Genomic DNA, 22,095 nt, shown 5'->3' on the forward strand with positions numbered 1-22,095 from the left:
GTCCATGTTGATGTCGATCACCTGCGCGCCGGCCTCGACCTGCTGCAGGGCGACTTCCAGCGCTTCGGTGTAGTTGTCTTCACGGATCAGACGGGCGAATTTGGCGGAACCGGTGATGTTGGTGCGCTCGCCGACGTTGACGAACAACGAGCTGCGATCGATGGTAAACGGCTCCAGACCCGACAGGCGGCATGCCTTGGGAATGTCCGGAATCTGTCGCGGCGCATAACCGGCCACGGCTTTGGCGATGGCTTCGATGTGCCCCGGCGTGGTGCCGCAGCAACCGCCGACAATATTGAGGAAGCCGCTTTGAGCGAACTCTTCGATGACCTTGGCGGTTTGCGACGGCAGTTCGTCGTACTCGCCGAATTCGTTCGGCAGGCCGGCGTTCGGGTGCGCGGAAACGTGGGTGCTGGCCTTGTTCGACAGCTCTTCCAGGTACGGACGCAACTCACTGGCGCCCAGCGCGCAGTTGAGACCGACCGAAATCGGCTTGGCGTGCGCCACGGAGTTCCAGAACGCTTCGGTGGTCTGGCCCGACAGCGTCCGGCCGGAGGCGTCAGTAATGGTGCCGGAAATCATGATCGGCAGTTCGATGTGCAGCTCTTCGAACACGCCTTGCACCGCGAAGATGGCTGCTTTGGCGTTGAGGGTGTCGAAAATGGTTTCGATCAGGATCAGGTCGGCACCGCCCTCGATCAGACCTTTGGTGGCTTCGGTGTAGTTTTCCACCAGCTCATCAAAGGTGACGTTGCGGTAGCCGGGGTTGTTGACGTCAGGCGACAGCGAGCAGGTTCGGCTGGTCGGGCCGAGCACGCCGGCGACGAAACGCGGCTTGTCCGGGTTCTCGGCGGTCTTGGCATCGGCGATCCTGCGTGCCAGGCGCGCGCCTTCTACGTTGAGTTCGTAAGCCAGTTCTTCCATGCCGTAGTCGGCCATGGAGATGCGCGTGGCGTTGAAGGTGTTGGTTTCCAGAATGTCGGCGCCGGCATCCAGGTAAGCTTTTTCGATGCCACCGATCACGTCCGGACGGGTGATCACCAAGAGGTCGTTGTTGCCTTTGACGTCACTCGGCCAGTCCGCAAAGCGTTTGCCGCGATAATCCTGCTCTTCGAGCTTGTAGCTCTGGATCATCGTGCCCATACCGCCGTCGAGTATCAGGATGCGCTCTTTGAGGGCTTGCTTGAGAGCTTGAAGGCGGACACTGCGATCGGACATGTGGACTACTCGGAAAGACCATTACGAAGGAGCGGGATCATAACAAACCTGTGCGCTTTTAGAGCATGCAGGGGTTTTTCATGAATATCGCTCATGTTGGTACGAACGTCATACTGTAGAATCGCGGCGTTTTTCTTCAGGATCGGGATCAAGGGCATGTCGTACCGCGTCATCAGCATTGTGTTGCTGTTTTTAAGCTGGGGCGCCGTTGCGCAAGAGCCCACGATCTCTTATAGCCGCGATATCCAACCGATATTCACCGAGAAGTGCGTTGCTTGCCATGCGTGCTACGACTCCGCTTGTCAGCTCAATCTGGGCAGTGGCGAAGGGGTGGGCCGTGGCGCAAGCAAGATGCCGGTCTACGACGGCGAGCGCACTGAAGCGGCGCCGACTACCCGATTGTTTTACGACGCCTTCGGCAAACGTGCCTGGCAGCAGAAAGGCTTCTATTCGGTGCTCGATGCCCAGGGCAGTCAGGCCGCGCTGATGGCGCGCATGTTGGAGCTGGGGCACAAAACTCCTTTGACGCCCAACGCCAAATTGCCGGAAGACATTGTGCTCGGCCTCAATCGTGAAAACATGTGTGCAATGCCCGCCGAGTTTGACGGCTATGCCGGTGCTCACCCGAAAGAGGGCATGCCGCTGGCCGTGACCGGGCTGACCAATCAGCAATACCAGACCCTGCAACGCTGGCTGGCGTCCGGCGCGCCGATTGACGAACAAGGCCTGGCGCCGAGCGCCAAAGAGGCGATGCAAATCGTCCAGTGGGAAAACCTGCTCAACACTCCCGGCGCCCGGCAAAGTCTGGTCGGGCGCTGGTTGTTCGAACACTGGTATCTCGCGCACATCTATTTCAAGGATGGCGAGCCGGGGCATTACTTTCAGTGGGTGCGATCGCGCACGCCGACTGGTCAGCCGATCGACCTGATCGCTACCCGTCGCCCCAACGATGATCCAGGGACGCAGGTGTATTACCGCTTGTGGCCGGTGCAAGGGGTGATCGTGCACAAGACCCACATCACTTATCCGCTGAGCGCGGCGAAGATGGCGCGGGTCAAAAGCCTGTTCTACAGCGGCAACTGGCAAGTCAGCGCCTTGCCGGGCTATGGGCCACAGAGCCGGGCCAATCCGTTTGCCACGTTTGAGGCGATTCCGGCGCAGGCGCGCTATCAGTTCATGCTCGATAACGCCGAATACTTCGTCCGCACGTTTATTCGCGGTCCGGTGTGCCGTGGCCAGATCGCCACCGACGTGATCCGCGATAACTTCTGGGCGCTGTTCCAGGCGCCGGAGCATGACCTCTATATCACCGACCCGAACTATCGCGGCCAGGCCACACCGTTGCTGGCGATGCCCGGGCAGAACGACGATGTCGGCAGCGTCCTGGGCTTGTGGCGCAATTACCGTGACAAACGTAACGAATATGAAGCCCTGCGCCGCGACAGCTATGCCGATTTGCCGGCGCCGAGCTGGTCGACCCTGTGGGCCGGCAACGACAACGCGCTGCTGAGCATCTTCCGTCACTTCGACAGCGCCTCGGTGACCAAAGGCTTGATCGGCGAAGTGCCGCAAACCATGTGGCTGTTTGACTATCCGCTGCTGGAACGCACTTATTACCAGTTGGCGGTCAACTTCGATGTGTTCGGCAACGTCTCACATCAGGCGCAAACACGCCTGTATTTCGACCTGATCCGCAACGGCGCCGAGCAGAACTTCCTGCGCCTGATGCCAGCCGACTCCCGCGAGGACTACCTCGACGATTGGTATCAGAGCAGCGGCCAGTTCAAGATGTGGCTCGATTACGAAGCCATCGACGACGACAAGCCGACCGGGCTGAAACTGGATGAGAAAGATCCGAAGTACGATTTCGCCATGCAATTGTTGTCGCGTTATGGCGATCTCAACGCGCGACCTGATCCGATCAACCGCTGCGACGGCGCTTACTGCTCGCGGCCGAATATCGATCCCGCGCTGCAAAATGCCGAACAGGCGCTGAGTCGCCTGGCATCGCGTCCGGCCGCTGGCCTGAAGGTTATCGAACAGTTACCGGAAGCGACGATGTTGCGCATCGAGACTGCCAGCGGCAAACGCGAGGTTTACAGCCTGTTGCGCAACCGCGCGCACAGCAACGTGGCGTTTTTGCTTGGTGAATCGCTGCGGTATCAGCCGGGTTTGGACACCTTGACCATTTATCCCGGCGTGCTGAGCAGCTATCCGAACTTCATGTTCAACATTCCCGCAGACCAGGTCTCTGAGTTTGTCGATGCGATGGAAAACGCTAAAGACGCCAACCGCTTTGAGAAAATCGTCGAGCGCTGGGGAATTCGCCGCAGTCATCCGCAATTCTGGTTCTATTTCCACGATCTGAGCCAATCCATGCACGAGACCGAACCGGTGGAAGAGGGTGTGCTGGACATGAACCGCTATGAGAATCTTTGATCGATTAAGGTGCGCGGGCAGTCCCAACTTCTTGAGGCGCCCGTAGCCCCTACAAAGTGGTCAATTATAAAGTTTTGCAATGGAGGGCCGTCGATGTTGATTTCAGTGCAAGCGCTGCGCGCACTGGCCGCCTGGATGGTGGTGGGGCATCACGTCATGCAGATTTTCTATAACTTCGAGCCTGATGGGCCAGTAGGTCGAGTGTTTGTCGACCAAGGGGCGGCGGGCGTCGATGTATTTTTCGTCATCAGTGGCCTTGTGATGTATTTGTCGACGGCGGACAAAGACCTGACACCCAGGCAATTCATGACAATGCGGTTGATGCGTATCGCGCCGGCTTACTGGTTTTACACGCTCCTGGCGGCACTGTTGCTGATGGTAATTCCGGAGGCGTTCCCCGATGAACGGCTGGGCTGGACGAATTTTCTGTTGTCGCTGTTGTTCGTCGCCAGCGAAAACCCCGGCGGCTTCGGTGTTTACCCGACGTTGAACGTCGGATGGACGCTGAACTTCGAAATGCTTTTTTACCTGCTGTTTGCCGGCGCATTGCTGTTCCCGCTCAATGCGCGGATAGCAGTGGTCGCGTTTCTGTTGTTATGCGTTTGCTATGGGCTGACCGCCTTGGGCTGGATCAGTGAGTTTTACCGTTCGGAACTGGTCTTCGAGTTTTTGCTGGGAATGGGCGTTGGCATGCTTTATCACCGCGGCTGGATCAGGCCGGGTCTTTGGCTGCCGATTCTGGCAATCGCCATGGCACTGCTGGCGATCTATTACTGGTTCGGCGAATCGCAGGTATTGGCCTGGGGCGTTCCGGGTGCAGTGCTGGTGACGGCGGCGCTGTCCCTTGAGCGCTTTGCCAAAAACAGTCGGCTGCTCAAAGCGTTGGGCGACTGCTCCTATTCCGTCTATCTACTGCATACGCTGGTGTTGATGCTTGGGCATTATCTGGCACAGCGTCACTCGCTCAACCCGCACGGGGTGATCGCGGTTTGTCTGGTGTTGATCGCCGGCGGCAGCTGGGCCAGTTACCGCTGGATCGAAAGGGCCGGATATCGGCACTAGCAGCATTGGCGTGAGCGACCGTCGCAAGCCTGATGCGTCTGGTTCGCTTTCCTGACAAAAATACTGGGACTTTGTCCGGCGCGCCGATTGGCGTAAACTCCGCCACAAGCCTGCGAGGAGTTTCCATGACCGCTATTACCATTACCGACGCCGCCCACGATTACCTGGCCGATCTGCTCTCCAAGCAGAACACCCCGGGTATCGGTATCCGCGTCTTCATCACCCAGCCTGGCACCCAGTACGCCGAAACCTGCATTGCCTACTGCAAGCCGGGCGAAGAAAAACCTGAAGACACCGCGCTGGGGCTGAAAAGCTTCACCGCTTATATCGATTCGTTCAGCGAAGCATTCCTGGATGACGCGGTAGTCGACTATGCCACTGATCGCATGGGCGGCCAGCTGACCATCAAGGCGCCAAACGCCAAAGTACCGATGGTCAACGCCGACAGCCCGGTCAACGAGCGCATCAATTACTACCTGCAAACCGAAATCAACCCGGGGCTGGCCAGCCACGGCGGTCAGGTCAGCCTGATCGATGTGGTTGAAGACGGCATCGCCGTGCTGCAGTTTGGCGGCGGTTGCCAAGGCTGCGGTCAGGCCGACGTGACGTTGAAGGAAGGCATCGAGCGCACGTTGCTCGAGCGTATTCCTGAGCTCAAGGGCGTTCGCGACGTGACCGACCACACGCAGAAAGAAAACGCCTACTACTAAGTAAGGTGTTCACTGCGAACATAAAAAACGGCGCCCCGTGAGCGCCGTTTTTTGTGCCTGCGATTAATGAGTGACTAATGACTTTGTGGCGAGGGGATTTATCCCCGATGGGGTGCGAAGCAGCCCCAAAACTGGAACTGCTGCGCAGTTCATCGGGGATAAATCCCCTCTCCACAGGTTTTGTGTCTGGCCACAAAAGTCCTTCAAATCAGGGTCGATAAAGATGCACATGCCCCGCGCGATACAGCGATGACTCGCTAAACACCTCACTCCCCAACACCCGCCCAACCAGAATCAATGCCGTGCGCCGAAACCCCTTGGCCACTACCTTCTCGGCAATATCCTCGATTGTTCCCACCACCCAATCCTGATCCGGCCATGTTGCCCGGTGAATCACTGCAATCGGGCAATCCGCGCCGTAATGGGGGAGTAGTTCAGCGAGGATCTTCTCCAAATGATTGACCCCCAGATGAATCGCCATCGTCGCGCCATGCTGCGCCAAACTGCCCAGCTCCTCGCCCGCCGGCATTGCGGTTTTGTCGGCATAGCGGGTCAGAATCACGCTCTGTGAGACATCGGGCAGAGTCAGTTCGGCACCCAGCAATGCTGCGCACGCGGCGGTAGCCGTCACCCCTGGAATGATTTCGAACGGAATATCCAGCTCACGCAAATAGCGAATCTGCTCGCCAATCGCGCCATACAGGCTCGGATCGCCGGAATGTACTCGCGCCACATCCTGGCCCTTGGCATGGGCGGCTTTGATCAGGTCGATGATCTGTTCCAGATGCAGCTCCGCGCTGTTTATCACGGTTTCTGCCTGATGACCGTCGAGCACCGCCGCCGGCACCAGCGAACCTGCGTAGATGATCACCGGGCAACTGCGGATCAGCCGCTGACCTTTGACGGTGATCAGTTCCGGGTCGCCGGGGCCGGCGCCGATGAAGTAAACAGTCATCGTTGAATCCTTTGGAAAAGAGGCGCAGCAATGCTTCAGATGAAGATCGCTCATGATCGATGGCAGGGATTATCGGGATTTTACGCGGCGCCGGCCAATGCGAGCGTCGCCTGCGCGTACTTTTGCCGGGAGATCAGCAGTTTGGCCGGTGCCTGAATCAGTTGTTCAGCCAGTGCCAACGCCGCACTTTCCGCTACTCCATAGCAACCGGTGCGTTCATAGGCGATCTGCGAGTGGTGACTGAGCTGTTGCTGGTAACTGGCCAATTGTTCACTGCTGAAGTACAGCAACGGCAAGGCCAATTGTGCGGCGAGTTCTTGTAAGCCCGGCTCATCACGCTTCAAGTCGATACTTGCCAGGGCTTTGACTGCTTCCAGTTCGATGCGATGGGCCTGCAAGGCTTGATCGAGTAACGCGCGCAGCGTGCTGGCGGGGCAGCCGCGCTGGCAGCCCAGACCGACCACGAAAGTCGGCGCTGCGCGGTTATTCGTCATGCGTGGTAGTGGCCATCGCTTTTGCGGCGGAACAACCAGGCACTGATCAGGCCCAGGGCCAGCCAGAACGCCACGTTGGTCAACTGCGAAGCGATTTTGAACTGTGCTTCGAGGGCTTCTGGCGCCAGCATCGAATGCACTTCCGGTTGCGGGGCGCCAATCACATGCGGCACGGCAAGGATCGCCACACCGAGGATCTTCATCAGCCAGTGACGGCTGAACGCGATCAACGCCAGACCTGCGGCGGTGGAGGCGGCTGTGCTGATCCACCAGAGCTGCCGTGAAGCCAGATCCGCCGCAGCAGTGCCTGGCAATTCAGGCGGCAAGCCCAGGGTCGGTGCCAGAACGAACGTAGCGTAACCGGCCAGACCCCAGAGCAGACCTTGCGAAGTCTTGGTCGGTGCACGCAGGGTGTACAGGCCGGCAAGCATCAGGGCAAAACCCACGGCCACCACCAGATTGCCGCCGGTGGTCGATACCAGGCGCTGCCAGCCGTCTTCCGGCTCCCACGCTTCAGCATCGTGAGTATGGGCAGTGGCACCGGCAGCGTGTTCGTGAACCTCAGCCGCCGGTTCGGATTTTTCGTAGGTCTCGGCCTGCAGAATCAGCGGCGAAACCCAGAAACTTTGCAGCAGCGTAAGGAGCAGGGCGGCCAGAAGACCGGTGAAACCTGCGGTTTGCGCAATTCGCTTGATCATGTCGGCAGGTCTCAGTGGCACGGGAACGCGGCGCTGTGGCGGGTATCGTGGGCGGCGTTGTGCACTGCTTCGATGTGCGAGAAACCGGCGAAGTAAACCAGGCTGGCGCCGAGGATCGACGCGAAGATGGCGGCGGTCAGGCGTTGGCTCAGGGTGCTGGTGCTGGCGATTTTATCCGTGTTGCTGCCGGTGCTGCTGATGATCGACATGGCGCTTCCCTCTGGAATGTCAGCGGGGTAATAGAGCGCATGAAAACCCCTGCGAATCGGGCACGCAGGGGTTCGAACAGCGCCCGCCCACCGCGGGTTTGTTATGTTCAGCGACGCAAGTGCGCACTGTGTGTTGCGGGCCGGTCTCCGGGCTCACGAGGGGTTGGCGTCAGGCCGACCTGCAAGCGTCACCTTCCCATGCCGTCATGGCACAGTGGATTCGACGCTTCTCTCGCTTACCGTTGCGGGGGCAGCACCGGACTGACATGGCTTTAGAGTAAAGCACATGATTCACCGGTTTCCCGTTTCACCCTGTGAAGGGCACCCGTAACAAGTTGCGTAGGAGAGCATGTTGGGGGGATTTGAGTCAATTGAATGGGGGCATATCCGTTGCTGCGGTGATGGCTTATTACGGTTCCGCCCTTACGGCGGGTCACTTTGGCAAACGCCCCAAAGTAACCAAAGGTCTGTGCCCTGACGTTCGGCCCTCGCTGTGGCTCGGGTTCCTTCGCTCCGGGATCGATCCGGGCGCATCGCCTCCGGTTTGCTGCGCTGCACCTCCTCTCGATGTGTTCGACTGCGTCGAACGGTCGCTGCGCTCCCACCCCCGGATCAATCCCTCCACTCAGCCTGCCGACGGGCGTTTTAGGTCAAGAGCGGTACTCGAGCTAACGCTCATTGTGTTGAGTGGGGCGGCATGCGCCGCAGGGTTCGCGCGGCTCGAAACTGTGGGAGCCAGCCTGCTGGCGATGGCGGCCTACGAGCCGACCAATCTCTATCAAATGTACCCAATCCCTGTTGGAGCTGGCTTGCCAGCGATGGCGGCCTGACAGCCGACCAAGCTCTGGTGGGTGTACTCATTCCTTGCGAGCTTCCGAAGCTGCGATCTTTTGATCTGTTTTGGCTTTGGCTTTGGCTTTGGCTTTGGCTTTTGATCTTGCTCTTCAGCCCATCGGCAGGCCGAGCGAAGGTGTTCATCCGGGGGGTTGGCGCGCAGCGCCGTGCGGCGAGGCCGCATCCATCGAGAGGAGGTGCAGCGAAGCAAACCGGAGGCGATGCCCCCGGATGGACACCGTAGCGAGGGAACACTGAGCCTCAGCGAAGTGCCGTACGTCAGGGAGCAGCCCTTTTGGTTACTTTTGGGGCGTTTGCCAAAAGTGACCCGCCGTAAGGGCGGAACCCTAAGCAGCCGCTACCGCAGCAACGGATATGCCCCCAATCCAAACATTGACCCGCCCCCACACCATGCGTAGCCTTGCGCTTTCGAGGTTCTTCGGCGCGTGCCGAAGCTAAGAAGGGAACGCGGTCAAAGCCGCGGCTGCCCCCGCAACTGTGAACGGTGATGTTCGCTGCCACGCCACTGCCAGCCCCTGCAAAAGGGCGCCAGCGGGAAGGCGCAGCAAACGCCAGGCCCCAACGCCTGAACACCGTCAGCCAGGAGACCTGCCTCGTCACAGATTCTCACTACAACCGGGCGGGGTGATCCGGTGGCGAATGCTTCCGGCGCGTGCTCGCGTTGCCGGTTCTCGTCCCGTATGCCCGCCACCTTGCCAAAGGGCATCCGATGAAAACACTGGCCAAACTCCCCGTCACCATCGTCACCGGCTTCCTCGGCTCGGGCAAAACCACGTTGCTGCGGCACATGCTCGACAACGCTCAGGGCCGCCGCATCGCGGTGATCGTCAACGAGTTCGGCGAGCTGGGCATCGATGGTGAGATCCTCAAGCAATGCACCATCGGCTGCACCGAAGAAGAAGCCAACGGTCGCGTTTACGAACTGGCCAACGGCTGCCTGTGTTGCACCGTTCAGGAAGAGTTCTTCCCGGTGATGCGCGAACTGGTTGCCCGTCGTGGCGACCTCGACCACATCCTCATCGAAACCTCCGGTCTGGCCCTGCCAAAACCACTGGTACAAGCCTTCCAATGGCCGGAAATCCGCAGCGCCTGCACCGTTGACGCGGTGATCACCGTGGTCGACAGCCCGGCCGTGGCTGCTGGCACCTTCGCCGCGTTCCCGGATCAGGTCGACGCCCAGCGCAAACTCGACCCGAACCTGGACCACGAATCGCCGCTGCACGAGCTGTTCGCCGACCAACTGGCCAGCGCCGATCTGGTCATCCTCAACAAGGCCGATCAGACCAGCCCGGAAGACCTTGCGCGCGTACGCCTTGAAGTCGCCGAAGAACTGCCGCCAGCAGTCAAAATCGTCGAAGCCAGCAACGGTCGCCTGCCGCTGGACGTGCTGATCGGCCTCGGCGCCGGTTCCGAAGAACACATCGACAGCCGCCACAGCCATCACGATCACCACCACGACGGTGACGACGACCATGATGACCACGATCACGACGCTTTCGATTCGATCTCCATCGAGCTGCCGCAAGCCGACGAAAGCCTGCTGCTCGACGCCCTGACGCAACTGGTGGTCCAGCACGGCATCCTGCGTGTGAAGGGTTTTGCAGCGATCCCGAACAAGCCGATGCGCTTGCTGATTCAAGGCGTGGGCACGCGTTTCGACAAGCATTTCGACCGTCAGTGGGGCGCCGAAGAAGCGCGCGTCACGCGTCTGGTGTTGATCGGTCAGGAACTCGACGCCGCTCAACTCGAAGCGCAACTGCGCGCTGCGCTTAGCGTTTAAGCCATGCACCTGCTCAGGACCCAGCCCGGCGGTTTCGTGTCGGATGACAACATTGCCGACCTTGGCCAAACCCCCGCCGAGCTGGTGATCCTGTGCAGCGGCGACTCCAGCCTGGCGCTGCTCGCCGAAGCCGCGCAGCAGTTGCCCGAGGATTATCCGAGCCTGCGTCTGGCCAACCCGATGCAGGTGCAGAATCACGCCTCGGTCGATTTGTACGTCGACGAAGTGTTGCGCCATGCCAAGGTGATTCTGATCTCGCTGCACGGCGGCATTGCGTATTGGCGCTACGGTGTCGAGCGTTTGGTCGAGCTCGCCGAGCGTGGCGTGCAGGTGATCATGGTCCCGGGCTGCGATCGCCCCGATCCGGAACTCAGCGATCTGAGCACCGTCGCAGCCGAGGATCGCGACCGGCTCTGGCAGTTCTTGCGCCAGGGCGGCATGGGCAACGCGCTGGATTTCTTCAGCTGTCTGGCCAACCGTTGGCTGGCTCGCGATTACACCTGGGGCGAGCCGCAAACCCTGCCGCGCACGGCGATTTACCATCCGCAAAAAACCTCCGCCGCACTGAGTGACTGGCAAGCCGAATGGCTGCCCGAGCAACCGGTGGCGGCGGTGCTGTTTTACCGCTCGCACCTGCAAGCGGCGAACACGGCGTTCATCGATGTTTTCTGCCAGCGTTTACAGGCGGCGGGGCTCAATCCGTTGCCGATCGCGGTAGCCAGTTTGAAAGAGCCCGGCTGCCTCTCGGTGGTCGAGGATTGGCTGGATGAAGTCGAGGCGGGGGTGATTCTCAACACCACCGGTTTTGCCCAATCCAGTCCTGAAGCACCGGATCTGCGGCCGTTTCGTCGCAACATTCCGGTGATTCAGGCGATCTGCGCCCAGGACAACGAACCCGGCTGGCGTGACAGCGAGCAGGGCCTCGGCCCTCGCGATCTGGCAATGCACATTGCCTTGCCGGAACTTGACGGGCGCATCATCAGTCGGCCGATCAGCTTCAAGGATCTGGCCTGGCGCAGCGAGCGCAGCCAGTCCGATGTGGTCTGCTATCGGGCGCAACCCGAGCGCATGGATTTCGTCGCCGAACTGGCGCGCCGCTGGATTGATCTGGCCCGGGTGCCGAATGCCGAGAAACGGATTGCACTGATTCTCGCCAACTACCCGACCCGCGACGGACGCATCGGTAACGGCGTCGGCCTCGACACGCCGGCGGCGGCGCTGAATATCCTTCGCGCATTGCAGGCTGAGGGTTATCCGGTCACGGCAGAGTTGCCGGATACCGGCACCGAGTTGATTCAGCAATTGCTCGGCGGCGTCAGCAACGATCTCGACACGATTGACCTGCGTCCATGCCAGCAAAGTCTGGCGATGGACGACTATCTGTTGATGTTCAATGCGCTCCCCGAGGCCAATCGCGCTGCGGTAGTCGCGCGTTGGGGCTCGCCGCAAAACGATCCGATGTATCGCGATGGGCGAATGATGATCGCCGGCCTGCGCTTTGGCCTGACCTTCGTTGGCATCCAGCCGGCGCGGGGTTATCAGGTCGATCCGAGTGCGGTCTATCACGACCCGGATCTGGTGCCGCCCCACGGTTATCTGGCGTTCTATTTCTGGCTGCGCAACACCTACGGCGCCCACGGCGTGATCCACGTCGGCAAGCACGGCAACCTCGAATGGCTGCCGGGCAAAGGCGTGGGGCTGTCGGAAAACTGCTGGCCGGATGCGTTGCTCGGGCCGCTGCCAAACATCTACCCATTTATCGTCAACGATCCGGGCGAGGGCGCCCAGGCCAAACGGCGCACGCAAGCGGTGATCATCGACCACCTGATGCCGCCACTGACTCGCGCCGAGACCTATGGTCCGCTGCGTAATCTGGAACTGCTGGCGGACGAATATTACGAGGCGCAACTGCTTGATCCGCGTCGTGCCCGCGAGTTGCAACGGGACATTCTGCAACTGGTGCGTGACACGCAGATCGACCGTGAACTGCAACTCGACGCGGCGCTGGACAGCGACGCCGATGCGGCGATCTGGCTGCCGCGTCTCGACACCTATTTGTGTGATCTGAAGGAATCGCAGATCCGCGATGGCCTGCACATCTTTGGCGAATCGCCGAGCGGGCGGTTGCGCATCGATACCTTGCTGGCGCTGCTGCGCATTCCTCGGGGCGACGGCAAAGGTGCGCAGTCGAGTCTGCTGCGGGCGTTGGCCAAGGCGTTTGAGTTGGGTTTTGATCCGCTCGATTGCGCACTGGCTGATCCGTGGACGGGCCCGCGTCCTGTCGAACTGCAAGCGGTCAGCGATGAAGTCTGGCGTACTGCCGGCGATACCCGCGAGCGCCTGGAGTTGTTCGCCACTGAGTTGATCGCAAAGACACTGCACAACCCCTGTAGGAGTGAGCCTGCTCGCGAAGGCGTTATGTCAGCTGACATCTCTTCCACAGAAACACCGCTATCGCGAGCAGGCTCACTCCTACAGGAAGCGGGTTGGGGGCAAGTCAGCGCCATCATCGACAACCTGCGTGAAGTCGTCGCCCCCCGCCTGGACGCCTGTGGCCCGGCGGAAATGCGCGGCTTGCTCGACGCCCTCAGCGGCCGTTTCGTCCCCGCCGGCCCGAGCGGCGCGCCAAGTCGCGGTCGTCTCGACGTATTGCCCACCGGCCGCAACTTCTACTCGGTCGACGTGCGCAACCTGCCGACCACCACCGCGTGGCGCATCGGTTTCCAGTCGGCCACGCTGATTCTCGAACGGCACTTGCAGGATCACGGCGATCACTTGCGTCAGCTAGGCCTGTCGGTGTGGGGCACCGCGACCATGCGCACCGGTGGCGATGATATCGCCCAGGCCATGGCGCTGATGGGCGTGCGGCCGGTGTGGGCCACCGGCAGTCAGCGCGTCGATGATTTCGAGATTCTGCCGCTGAGTTTGCTGGACCGACCACGGGTCGACGTGACGTTGCGAGTTTCAGGCTTCTTCCGCGATGCGTTTGCCAACCTGATTCGTTTGTTCGATGCGGCCGTGCAAGCGGTGGCTGCGCTGGACGAGCCGGATGATCTCAACCCGTTGGCCGCCAAGGTGCGCGCCGAGCGTGAGGCTCTGCTGCAATCGGGTCTGGATGAAGAGGTCGCGCGGCGTCAGGCCGGGTGGCGAATCTTCGGCGCAAAACCGGGTGCCTACGGCGCGGGCGTGCAGGGCGCCATCGACGGTCGTCTGTGGCAGAGTCGCGAGGATCTGGCTGAGGTTTACTTGAACTGGGGCGCCTACGCTTATGGCGGTTCTGATGAGGGCACCGCCGCTCGCGAACAATTCGTCCAGCGCCTGAGTCAGGTACAAGCGGTTCTGCAAAACCAGGACAACCGCGAGCACGACTTGCTCGATTCCAACGACTATTACCAGTTCCAGGGTGGCATGCTCGCTGCCGTCGAGACTTTGCGGGGCGAAGCGGCGGCCAGTTATCACGGCGATCACAGCCAGCCGGATCTGCCGAAGATCCGCACGTTAAAAGAAGAGCTGAACCGGGTAATCCGCTCGCGGGCGGCGAATCCAAAATGGATCGACGGGGTCAAGCGTCACGGCTATAAAGGCGCGTTCGAAATGGCGGCGACCGTGGATAACCTGTTTGCCTTCGATGCCACCACGCAGTTGATCGACGATCACCAGTACGCGCTGCTGGCCGATGCTTATCTGCTCGATCCGGCAACGCGCGATTTTGTTCGTGAGCATAATCCGCATGCGCTGCGGGACATGACCGAGCGCATGCTTGAAGCGCAGCAGCGCGGGATGTGGCAGGAGCCGGGGGCCTATAAAGAGGCGCTGGAGAATTTGTTGCTGGATATAGAAGAAGACATGTAGCGCTTCAATAAAGCCACCCCCTCACCCCAGCCCTCTCCCCCAAGGGGGAGAGGGGGAAAGGGAGCCGATTTGCAGGGCGTTCAAAACTTGAGTTCGACTCGACAGTTCAGGTCGGTGGACCTTGAAAGAGCACCTCGGTCAGTTCCCTCTCCCACTGGGAGAGGGCTAGGGTGAGGGCAACTCCACCTGACACACCAAAACTCTCAAGAACACCGACGACCACGACAGAGATCAATCCAAATGACCGACACCCCACATTTCCCACTCTCCGCCGTGGTCGGCGCCGACGATCTGAAACTCGCCCTGTGCCTCACCGCCATCGACCCGAAAATCGGCGGCGTACTCATCGAAGGCCCACGCGGCATGGCTAAAACCACTCTGGCGCGAGGCTTGGCGGATCTGCTCGCCAGCGGCCAGTTCGTCACGCTACCGCTGGGCGCCACCGAAGAGCGGCTGGTCGGTACGCTCGATCTCGACGCGGCCCTGAGCGACGGTCGCGCGCAGTTTTCCCCCGGTGTGCTGGCCAAGGCCGATGGCGGCGTGCTCTACGTCGATGAAGTCAACTTGTTGCCTGATCACTTGGTGGATCTGCTGCTCGATGTCGCTGCCAGCGGCACCAACCTGATCGAGCGCGACGGCATCTCCCATCGTCATTCGGCGAAGTTCGTCCTGATCGGCACCATGAACCCGGAAGAGGGTGAGTTGCGCCCGCAACTGCTCGACCGCTTTGGTCTGAATGTCGCCCTCAGTGGCCACACCGCACCGACCGAGCGTGGGCAGATCATCCGTCGTCGTCTCGACTTCGATAGCGACCCGCAAGCGTTCTGCGCGCTTTGGGAAACCGAGCAGCAAACCCTTCGCGAACGTTGTGAACATGCCCGAGTCACCTTGGCCGATATTCCTCTGGATGATGCGGCGCTGGCGCAAATCGTCGAGCGTTGTTTTGCCGCTGGCGTCGATGGTTTGCGCGCGGATCTGGTGTGGTTGCGCGCTGCCCGCGCTCACGCGGCATGGCGAGGAGCTGAAGTGATCGGCGAAGAAGATATCGACGCCGTGGCCGAATTTGCCTTGCGCCATCGTCGTCGTGAACAAACCCCGTCGAGTCCTCAGCAACAACCCGCGCAATCCCCAGCCAACGCGCAGGCCAACCCGAACGAAGGGCAGGGCCAGTGGGGCGACATGCCGGCTCCAGCGCTTGCCACCGGCAGCCGTCGTGAAGTGCCGAGCTGGCCAAAAAAGATGTAGGCATTCGCCCCCGGTCTGATGTGGGGGCGAATGCCAGACCCCGTGCCGGACAACTCGACAACGGACGCCAGGGCAAACGTCATGCAGCCCGCAGTGGCTCGGTGAACTGGCCGGGAACGCTGCTCAATGGCCGTCCGCAAAGCCGTGAAGATCTGCTGTTTCAACTGCGCACGCGTTCGCCCCATGAGTTGTGGCTGGTGATCGTCGATGCCTCGGCCTCAACGCGCCGTCATAACGCACTGAGCGATGCCAAAGGTCTGCTTGCGCAACTATTCGATGACGCCTATCGCCAGCGCGCGCGTTTGGCGTTGTTGACCGCCAGCGGTGCGGCGCCGCAATGGCAGGTGCAGGGTTTGAAGGCGTCCAGCGGTTTACGCATCTGGCTGGATGAATTGGGCGCGGGCGGCGGTACGCCGTTGCTGGCAGCGCTGAATCAGGCGCAGCAATGGCTGACGGTGCGGCGCAAGCGCTTTCCCGCCGAGCAACAGCGGTTGCTGGTAGTGACGGATGGACGTTTGAAGACGTGGTCGGGGTTGCCGGTGCTGGGGTGTCCGGGGCTGTTGATCGATATCGAGCGCGGGCCGATCCGGTTGGGGCGGGCGAAGGATCTGGCGGGGGCGCTGGAGGCGGAGTATCGGCATATCGATGAGCTGATTGAGCTCTGATACCTGTAGGAGCTGCCGAAGGGTTTGGCATGATTAGCCAATTTTGCTTCTTGCTCTATGCTGCACCCAGCCCAATCACAAGGAGTGATCGATGCGCGTGTTGGTCAAGAATGCTCAAGACGATTTCCGCGTCAAAGCCTACGCCGGCACCAATGGCGTGCTGTTGGCGATGGACCTCGCGGAGCCGCGTCGCAAAGGCTTGCTAGGGTTCGCCATCGAAAAGCAGCAAGGCGCCAAGCCGTGGCTGTTCCTCTTCAACAGCCTGACGTTCCCCGGCAAAGCCCACACGTTCCCGCAGTTTCACGCCACGCCGAGCGATAAAGCCCCGCTGCAAAAATTCCGCTGGGCCGATTACGCGGTCAATCCGGGGATGACGATTCACTATCGCGTTCACCTGGCTTATGGCACGCCCGATGCGCCGCAACTGGGCGAGTCGCTTGAGCTGACGATCAGTTCAGACGACGGTCACCCGGCCAACCAAAGCGTGATCTTCAACCGTGCGGTCGCTGCCAGCCAGGCGTTCCAGCGCAAATTTCCCGATCTTGATGCTCAGATCAGCGCCAACAAAAACATGCCCATCGAAGCCTGGCCGGATGCGCCACGGCAATGGCTGGAGAACGGCTTGCTCGGGCGTTTGCTGGGTTTTATCCAACGGGCGGTTGATGGTCAGTGGGCGCTGGACATCGCCATTTATGAGTATCAGTTGCAAGCCATCGTCGAGGCGGTTAACGCGGCATTTGCGCGGGGTGTGCAGATTCGAGTGCTGTATCACGCCCGAGTCGACGACGAAGACACCACAATCAACGAGGCGAGTCTGGCGAAACTGCCGGCGACGAGCAAACGTGGGCGGGTGACGCACAACATCTTCCACAACAAATTCATCGTCCTCAGCCGACTCGACGCAGCGGGGCAGCGCCAACCGCAAGCCGTGTTGTGCGGCAGCACCAATTTCACCGCCAATGGCGTTTATCGGCAGGCGAATGTGGTGCATGTGCTTGATGACGCTCCCGTGAGTTCGAGCTATCTGCGGATTTTCGAAAGGATCTGGGACGATCCCGATGATCTCGGTGCCACCCGTGACTGGATCACCGAACACAACCCGATGGACGCTGCGCAACCGCTGTTTGCCGGGTTCTCGCCACGCACCGGCGGCGGCGATCTACGCGAGTTCGTCGAGATCATCGAAGCGGCGAAGAAGGATGTCCTGTTCGTCACTGCGTTCGTCTTGCCTGACGCGATCCTCAATGCTTTGCTGGGCCAGCCACACGACGACATCCTGCGTTACGGCCTGCAAAACACCACCAGCCGAATCACCGGTTTTCACGCCGACCGCAGCGCCGAATTTGCCGCCACCGCATTGCTCAACACGGGGCTGGAAGGCTGGCTGCGCGAGAACATGAAGGGCCAGAAGGGCAATCTGCTGGTGCATACCAAAGCGGTGGTCATCGACTTCACAACGGACACGCCGACTATTATCAGCGGCAGCCACAACTTCAGTGCCTCGGCCAGCAAAAGCAATGACGAAAACTACCTGATCATTCGCGGCGACACCGACCTGGCGGATCGTTATGGCCTCGAGCTGCTGCGGTTTTACGAACATTACCGGTTTCGTTACTTCGCGAAGAAACTGGCGTTGAAGCAAGTGAATCCGTTGGCGGTGGATGATCGCTGGACCCATGATTATTACGTCGATGGGGATTTGCGGCAGTTGTCGCGATTGCGTTTTGCCGGACGTTGAAGTGTCGCCCTGGCAGGTAATACAGATTTTGAAATGATTTGAGACTGTAGGAAAAGTCACTTCAGCCTGTACGCTTCAAAGCCTTTTTTCATTCAGGATTTACATGAACACCCGCTCGGAGCCTCCCAGTCGTTCCTTCCCCTCGTGCCACGGCGCGGTCTTGACGCACTTGCAGCATCCAGTTTTCCGACACTTGACTATCGTTGATAACGCGGCCCCAGAGCCTTCGCGTTGCGCTTTGCCGTGTCCGGCAGCCTGAATTTACTGAAGAGAGATCGAGACGTTTTATGGAATGGTTAGCGGATCCCACGGCCTGGTTAGGCTTGTTGACATTGATCGTGCTGGAACTGGTGCTGGGTATCGACAACCTGGTGTTCATCGCAATCCTCGCGGACAAACTGCCGCCGCATCAGCGTGATCGCGCGCGCATCATCGGCCTGTCGCTGGCACTGATCATGCGCCTGGGCCTGCTGGCGAGTATTTCCTGGCTGGTCACCCTCACGCAGCCGCTGTTCGAGGTGTTTGACAAGAGCTTCTCCGGCCGTGACCTGATCATGCTGTTCGGTGGTGTGTTCCTGTTGTTCAAGGCCACCATGGAGTTGCACGAACGGCTGGAAGGCCATGTCGGCGAGCGCTCAAGCAACACCGCTTATGCGCTGTTCTGGCCGATCGTCGCGCAGATCGTTGTGCTCGACGCCGTGTTCTCGCTGGACGCAGTGATTACCGCTGTGGGCATGGTCGATGAATTGGCGGTGATGATGATCGCGGTGATCATCTCCATTGGCCTGATGATTGTCGCGAGCAAGCCGCTGACCCGCTTCGTCAACGCGCACCCGACCGTGATCATGCTGTGTCTGGGCTTCCTGATGATGATCGGTTTTGCCCTGACCGCCGAAGGCCTGGGCTTCCACATCCCGAAAGGCTATCTGTACGCGGCCATCGGTTTCTCGATCTTGATCGAGGTGTTCAACCAGATCGCCCGTGCCCGACGCAAACGCTCGATGCAGGGCCTGCGCCCGATGCGCGAACGCACGGCGCACGCGGTGCTGCGCTTGCTTGGCGGACGCAAACTGGCGGTGGAGGAGGTCGGTGAAGAACTTTCCGACCTGTTGGACGACGGTGATGCGCCAAGCGCGGAGCTGTTCGACCGTCGTGAGCGGGTGATGATCAGCGGCGTGCTGCAATTGGCCGAGCGGCCGATCCGCAGCCTGATGACCGTGCGTGCCGACGTCGACACTATCGATCTGGCCGACGATGCCGAGGCGATCCGGACGAAGTTGATGCACTCGTCCTACTCGCGTCTGCCGCTGATTCGCGATGGTGTTGTGGATGAACCCTTAGGCTTCGTGCACAAGAAGGAATTGCTCAAGGAGTACTTGGCCGGCGCTGAGCCGAATCTGGAGCACTTGGCGCGCAAGACCATCAATCTGCTCGACAGCTACTCGATCCTCAACGCGCTGGAACAGATGCGCGCGGCGTCGACCCACATTGCCTTTGTAGTCAATGAATTCGGTGACTTTGTCGGCGTGTTGACCATGACCGACATTCTCGAATCGATTGCCGGCGAGTTGCCCGATGCCAGCGAAATCGAAGGCCCGGACGTAGTCGAGGAGCAGGGCGGCTTCATGGTCAGTGGCGCATTGAACCTGGCGCGTGTTCGCCAGCGTACCGGTTTTGGCGCCGAGCCAACCGAGGATTACCAGACCATGGCCGGATTGGTGATGAGCTTGCTGGATCGGCTGCCGATGATGGGTGATCGTCTGGAATATGCGGGCTGGCAGATGACCGTCAAGGCTGTGGAAGAGCGGCGGGTGACGCGGGTGTTGTTGGTGCGTGAGGCCGCGTAAACACGAATCTCCCTTGTAGGAGCTGCGGCACGCTGCGATCTTTTGATCTTAAAAAACAAAATCAAAAGATCGCAGCGTGCCGCAGCTCCTACAGGGATATCGCGTGGTGTCGAAGTGACTGCGCACGCGGGATGCTGCAATAGCTTCTCAAGGTGCGTCGAAGCCAACTCAAATCATGCCGCTGCTTACGCAGCACCATTGGTGCCTTGGTTTTGCCAATGTGCCGGGCGAAGTCAGCCGCCAACGTTTCTTCAGTGCCAATCCCCTTGAGTTTTTTCACCAGCCTGCCGTCCTGGTAGAACAGCACCGTCGGCGTGCCAGTCACCTGTGGATGGCGCGGCGATTCGCTGGTGTTAAGCATGTAGATATTGGCGCGATGCCGGTACGGCTCGGCAATCTGACGAAAAATCGGCCCGGCCCATTCGCAAGCAGGGCAGTGTTCGTTGGCGAAATACAGGATTACCGGCCGCCAGGTCTTCAGGGCTTTGCGGTAGGTGTCGGGCAGGTCTGGAAGCTGTGTTGCAGGGCGCATATCAACCTCGTTGCACTGGTGATGTCGGCTGGGTTGACGGTAATACTCCGCAAGGCGTTGATCTACTGTCAGAGTTGACAGGTGACAGCGCAAACCCGGTGTGCACTTTCAATAATGTTGCACCGAGATGTGGCCCCGCTACCCGCAATGTGTGGCCTGCGGTAGCGCACGGTGGAGGCACCTCGCTAGACACTGTCTTGTGCGACTTTTGTATCCCTTTGATTCCCCGAACATTTCAATCGGTTGCAGATTCCTCGCGTTTCCTGTGGCACACTTTCTGCTGTCTATTCCGTAGTAACAAACCTAGTTCCGGTATAGCGGAATAAACAACATCCTGGAGTGCTTGCCATGCATCGCCGACCTTCTTTGTTCAAAGCGTGTGTTTTTGTTCTTGCGGCTTCGTCCGCTGCCATGGGTATGGCCCAGGCAGCCGACAGCAAGCTCGACAGTGTTCTGGCCCGTGGGAAACTGATTGTGGGTACTGGCAGCACCAATGCGCCGTGGCACTTCCAAGGCGCGGATGGCAAGTTGCAGGGGTTTGATATCGACATCGCCAGGATGGTGGCCAAAGGTCTGTTCAACGATCCGAGCAAAGTCGAGTTCGTCGTTCAGTCGTCCGATGCACGGATTCCCAATCTGCTCACCGACAAGGTCGACATGAGCTGCCAGTTCATCACTGTGACCGCCAGCCGCGCCCAACAAGTCGCGTTCACCCTGCCGTATTACCGCGAAGGCGTCGGCCTGTTGCTGCCGAACAACAGCAAGTACAAGGAAATCGAAGACCTGCAGGCTGCCGGCGACAGCGTCATTGTGGCCGTGCTGCAAAACGTCTATGCCGAGGAACTGGTGCACCAGGCACTGCCCAAGGCCAAGGTCGATCAGTACGACAGCGTCGATCTGATGTATCAGGCGGTGAACTCCGGTCGCGCCGATGCCGCCGCCACCGATCAGTCCTCGGTCAAATACCTGATGGTGCAGAACCCTGGCCGCTACCGCAGCCCGGCCTACGCCTGGAGCCCACAGACCTACGCCTGCGCGGTTAAACGCGGCGATCAGGACTGGTTGAACTTCGTCAACACCGCGCTGCATGAAGCCATGACCGGCGTTGAATTCCCGACTTACGCGGCGTCGTTCAAGCAGTGGTTTGGTGTGGATCTACCGTCCCCAGCCATCGGTTTCCCTGTCGAATTCAAATGATCCCGTGAGAGTGGGGCGCCGATAACGCGCCCCGCTCAAGGTACTGCTGACCATGAACTATCAGTTGAATTTTGCCGCCGTGTGGCGCGATTTCGACACCTTGCTGGCGGGGCTCGGTCTGGGCCTCGAACTGGCGCTGGTGTCGATCGCCATCGGCTGCGTGATCGGCCTGCTGATGGCGTTTGCCTTGCTGTCAAAGCATCGCGCCTTGCGGGTGTTGGCTTCGGTGTACGTCACGGTGGTCCGTAACACGCCGATTCTGGTGTTGATTCTGTTGATCTATTTTGCCTTGCCGAGCCTGGGCATCCGCCTGGACAAGATCCCGTCGTTCATCATCACCCTGTCGCTGTATGCCGGGGCGTACCTGACCGAAGTGTTCCGAGGTGGTTTGCTCAGCATCCCGAAAGGTCTGCGCGAAGCCGGGCTGGCGATTGGCCTGGGCGAGTGGCAAGTGAAAGCCTACGTCACCGTGCCGGTGATGCTGCGCAACGTACTGCCGGCGCTGTCGAACAACTTCATTTCGCTGTTCAAGGACACCTCGCTGGCCGCCGCAATTGCGGTGCCGGAGCTGACGGCGGTCGCGCGCGAGGGCAGCGTCG

The 22,095-nt window shown here is 60.1% G+C and carries 16 protein-coding genes, 1 pseudogene and 2 riboswitches; of the genes and pseudogenes, 11 read left to right on the forward strand and 6 right to left on the reverse strand.

Annotated features, from left to right (window positions below; translation table 11 throughout):
• Positions 1 to 1,218 (reverse strand): homocysteine S-methyltransferase family protein (locus ACIOVB_RS00005; RefSeq protein ID WP_401263817.1); only part of this gene is annotated, 1,218 nt, incomplete at its 3' end.
• 156 nt (positions 1,219 to 1,374) lie between these two features.
• Here ACIOVB_RS00005 and ACIOVB_RS00010 point away from each other — a divergent pair.
• The 3 genes from ACIOVB_RS00010 (at position 1,375) to nfuA (ending at position 5,429) form a co-directional block, all read left to right on the forward strand.
• Positions 1,375 to 3,657 (forward strand): fatty acid cis/trans isomerase, encoded by a 2,283-nt coding sequence (locus ACIOVB_RS00010; RefSeq protein ID WP_401263819.1) that lies wholly within the window; start codon positions 1,375 to 1,377, stop codon positions 3,655 to 3,657.
• Positions 3,658 to 3,750: 93 nt separating this feature from the next.
• The gene (locus tag ACIOVB_RS00015) at positions 3,751 to 4,719 is read left to right on the forward strand and encodes an acyltransferase family protein (protein ID WP_401263821.1); all 969 of its coding nucleotides are present in this window, start codon (positions 3,751 to 3,753) and stop codon (positions 4,717 to 4,719) included.
• A gap of 125 nt (positions 4,720 to 4,844) precedes the next feature.
• Entirely contained in the window at positions 4,845 to 5,429 is a 585-nt protein-coding gene (gene nfuA, locus ACIOVB_RS00020; protein ID WP_003225494.1) for a Fe-S biogenesis protein NfuA, read from the forward strand.
• A gap of 208 nt (positions 5,430 to 5,637) precedes the next feature.
• On the opposite strand, the gene cobM is transcribed toward nfuA, so the two are convergent.
• The 4 genes from cobM to ACIOVB_RS00040 all read right to left on the reverse strand — a co-directional run bounded on the left by cobM (position 5,638) and on the right by ACIOVB_RS00040 (position 7,785).
• Positions 5,638 to 6,384 carry a precorrin-4 C(11)-methyltransferase gene (gene cobM / locus ACIOVB_RS00025; RefSeq protein ID WP_401263823.1) on the reverse strand — a complete coding sequence of 249 codons (747 nt, stop codon included), beginning with the start codon at positions 6,382 to 6,384 and terminating at the stop codon, positions 5,638 to 5,640.
• A gap of 80 nt (positions 6,385 to 6,464) precedes the next feature.
• Positions 6,465 to 6,878, reverse strand: coding sequence for a cobalamin biosynthesis protein (locus ACIOVB_RS00030; RefSeq protein WP_401263825.1), 414 nt, complete (start codon positions 6,876 to 6,878; stop codon positions 6,465 to 6,467).
• Positions 6,875 to 7,576 carry a CbtA family protein gene (locus ACIOVB_RS00035; protein ID WP_401263827.1) on the reverse strand — a complete coding sequence of 234 codons (702 nt, stop codon included), beginning with the start codon at positions 7,574 to 7,576 and terminating at the stop codon, positions 6,875 to 6,877. Before ACIOVB_RS00035 ends, ACIOVB_RS00030 begins: the two co-directional genes overlap by 4 nt.
• An 11-nt stretch (positions 7,577 to 7,587) precedes the next feature.
• Positions 7,588 to 7,785 carry a CbtB domain-containing protein gene (locus ACIOVB_RS00040; protein ID WP_187679823.1) on the reverse strand — a complete coding sequence of 66 codons (198 nt, stop codon included), beginning with the start codon at positions 7,783 to 7,785 and terminating at the stop codon, positions 7,588 to 7,590.
• A gap of 120 nt (positions 7,786 to 7,905) precedes the next feature.
• A riboswitch (cobalamin riboswitch) is annotated at positions 7,906 to 8,129 on the reverse strand.
• A 905-nt stretch (positions 8,130 to 9,034) separates the two neighbouring features.
• Positions 9,035 to 9,251: riboswitch (cobalamin riboswitch) on the forward strand.
• 98 nt (positions 9,252 to 9,349) lie between these two features.
• Here ACIOVB_RS00040 and cobW point away from each other — a divergent pair.
• The 6 genes from cobW to ACIOVB_RS00070 all read left to right on the forward strand — a co-directional run bounded on the left by cobW (position 9,350) and on the right by ACIOVB_RS00070 (position 19,767).
• Entirely contained in the window at positions 9,350 to 10,420 is a 1,071-nt protein-coding gene (gene cobW / locus ACIOVB_RS00045) for a cobalamin biosynthesis protein CobW (RefSeq protein ID WP_401263829.1), read from the forward strand.
• 3 nt (positions 10,421 to 10,423) lie between these two features.
• Positions 10,424 to 14,272, forward strand: coding sequence for a cobaltochelatase subunit CobN (cobN, locus tag ACIOVB_RS00050; RefSeq protein ID WP_401263831.1), 3,849 nt, complete (start codon positions 10,424 to 10,426; stop codon positions 14,270 to 14,272).
• A gap of 240 nt (positions 14,273 to 14,512) precedes the next feature.
• On the forward strand, positions 14,513 to 15,517 hold the full coding sequence (locus ACIOVB_RS00055; RefSeq protein WP_401263833.1) for an ATP-binding protein: 1,005 nt from the start codon (positions 14,513 to 14,515) through the stop codon (positions 15,515 to 15,517).
• 20 nt (positions 15,518 to 15,537) lie between these two features.
• The gene (locus ACIOVB_RS00060) at positions 15,538 to 16,182 is read left to right on the forward strand and encodes a VWA domain-containing protein (protein WP_401263835.1); all 645 of its coding nucleotides are present in this window, start codon (positions 15,538 to 15,540) and stop codon (positions 16,180 to 16,182) included.
• A 91-nt stretch (positions 16,183 to 16,273) separates the two neighbouring features.
• Positions 16,274 to 17,920, forward strand: coding sequence for a phospholipase D-like domain-containing protein (locus tag ACIOVB_RS00065; protein ID WP_401263837.1), 1,647 nt, complete (start codon positions 16,274 to 16,276; stop codon positions 17,918 to 17,920).
• Positions 17,921 to 18,207: 287 nt separating this feature from the next.
• A complete protein-coding gene (locus ACIOVB_RS00070; RefSeq protein ID WP_401263839.1) occupies positions 18,208 to 19,767 on the forward strand; it encodes a transporter associated domain-containing protein in 1,560 nt (519 codons plus the stop codon).
• Positions 19,768 to 19,855: 88 nt separating this feature from the next.
• Here ACIOVB_RS00070 and ACIOVB_RS00075 read toward each other — a convergent pair whose 3' ends face one another.
• Positions 19,856 to 20,299 carry a thioredoxin family protein gene (locus ACIOVB_RS00075; protein WP_401263841.1) on the reverse strand — a complete coding sequence of 148 codons (444 nt, stop codon included), beginning with the start codon at positions 20,297 to 20,299 and terminating at the stop codon, positions 19,856 to 19,858.
• Positions 20,300 to 20,647: 348 nt separating this feature from the next.
• Here ACIOVB_RS00075 and ACIOVB_RS00080 point away from each other — a divergent pair, with 348 nt between their 5' ends.
• Both ACIOVB_RS00080 and ACIOVB_RS00085 read left to right on the forward strand, forming a co-directional pair.
• Complete coding sequence (locus ACIOVB_RS00080) at positions 20,648 to 21,496, forward strand: transporter substrate-binding domain-containing protein (protein ID WP_401263843.1); 849 nt, start codon at positions 20,648 to 20,650, stop codon at positions 21,494 to 21,496.
• 103 nt (positions 21,497 to 21,599) lie between these two features.
• A pseudogene (locus ACIOVB_RS00085) lies at positions 21,600 to 22,095 on the forward strand (amino acid ABC transporter permease); the annotation flags it as partial.

It is taken from the genome of Pseudomonas sp. NPDC087639 (genome assembly GCF_044743385.1).
Lineage (GTDB): Bacteria > Pseudomonadota > Gammaproteobacteria > Pseudomonadales > Pseudomonadaceae > Aquipseudomonas.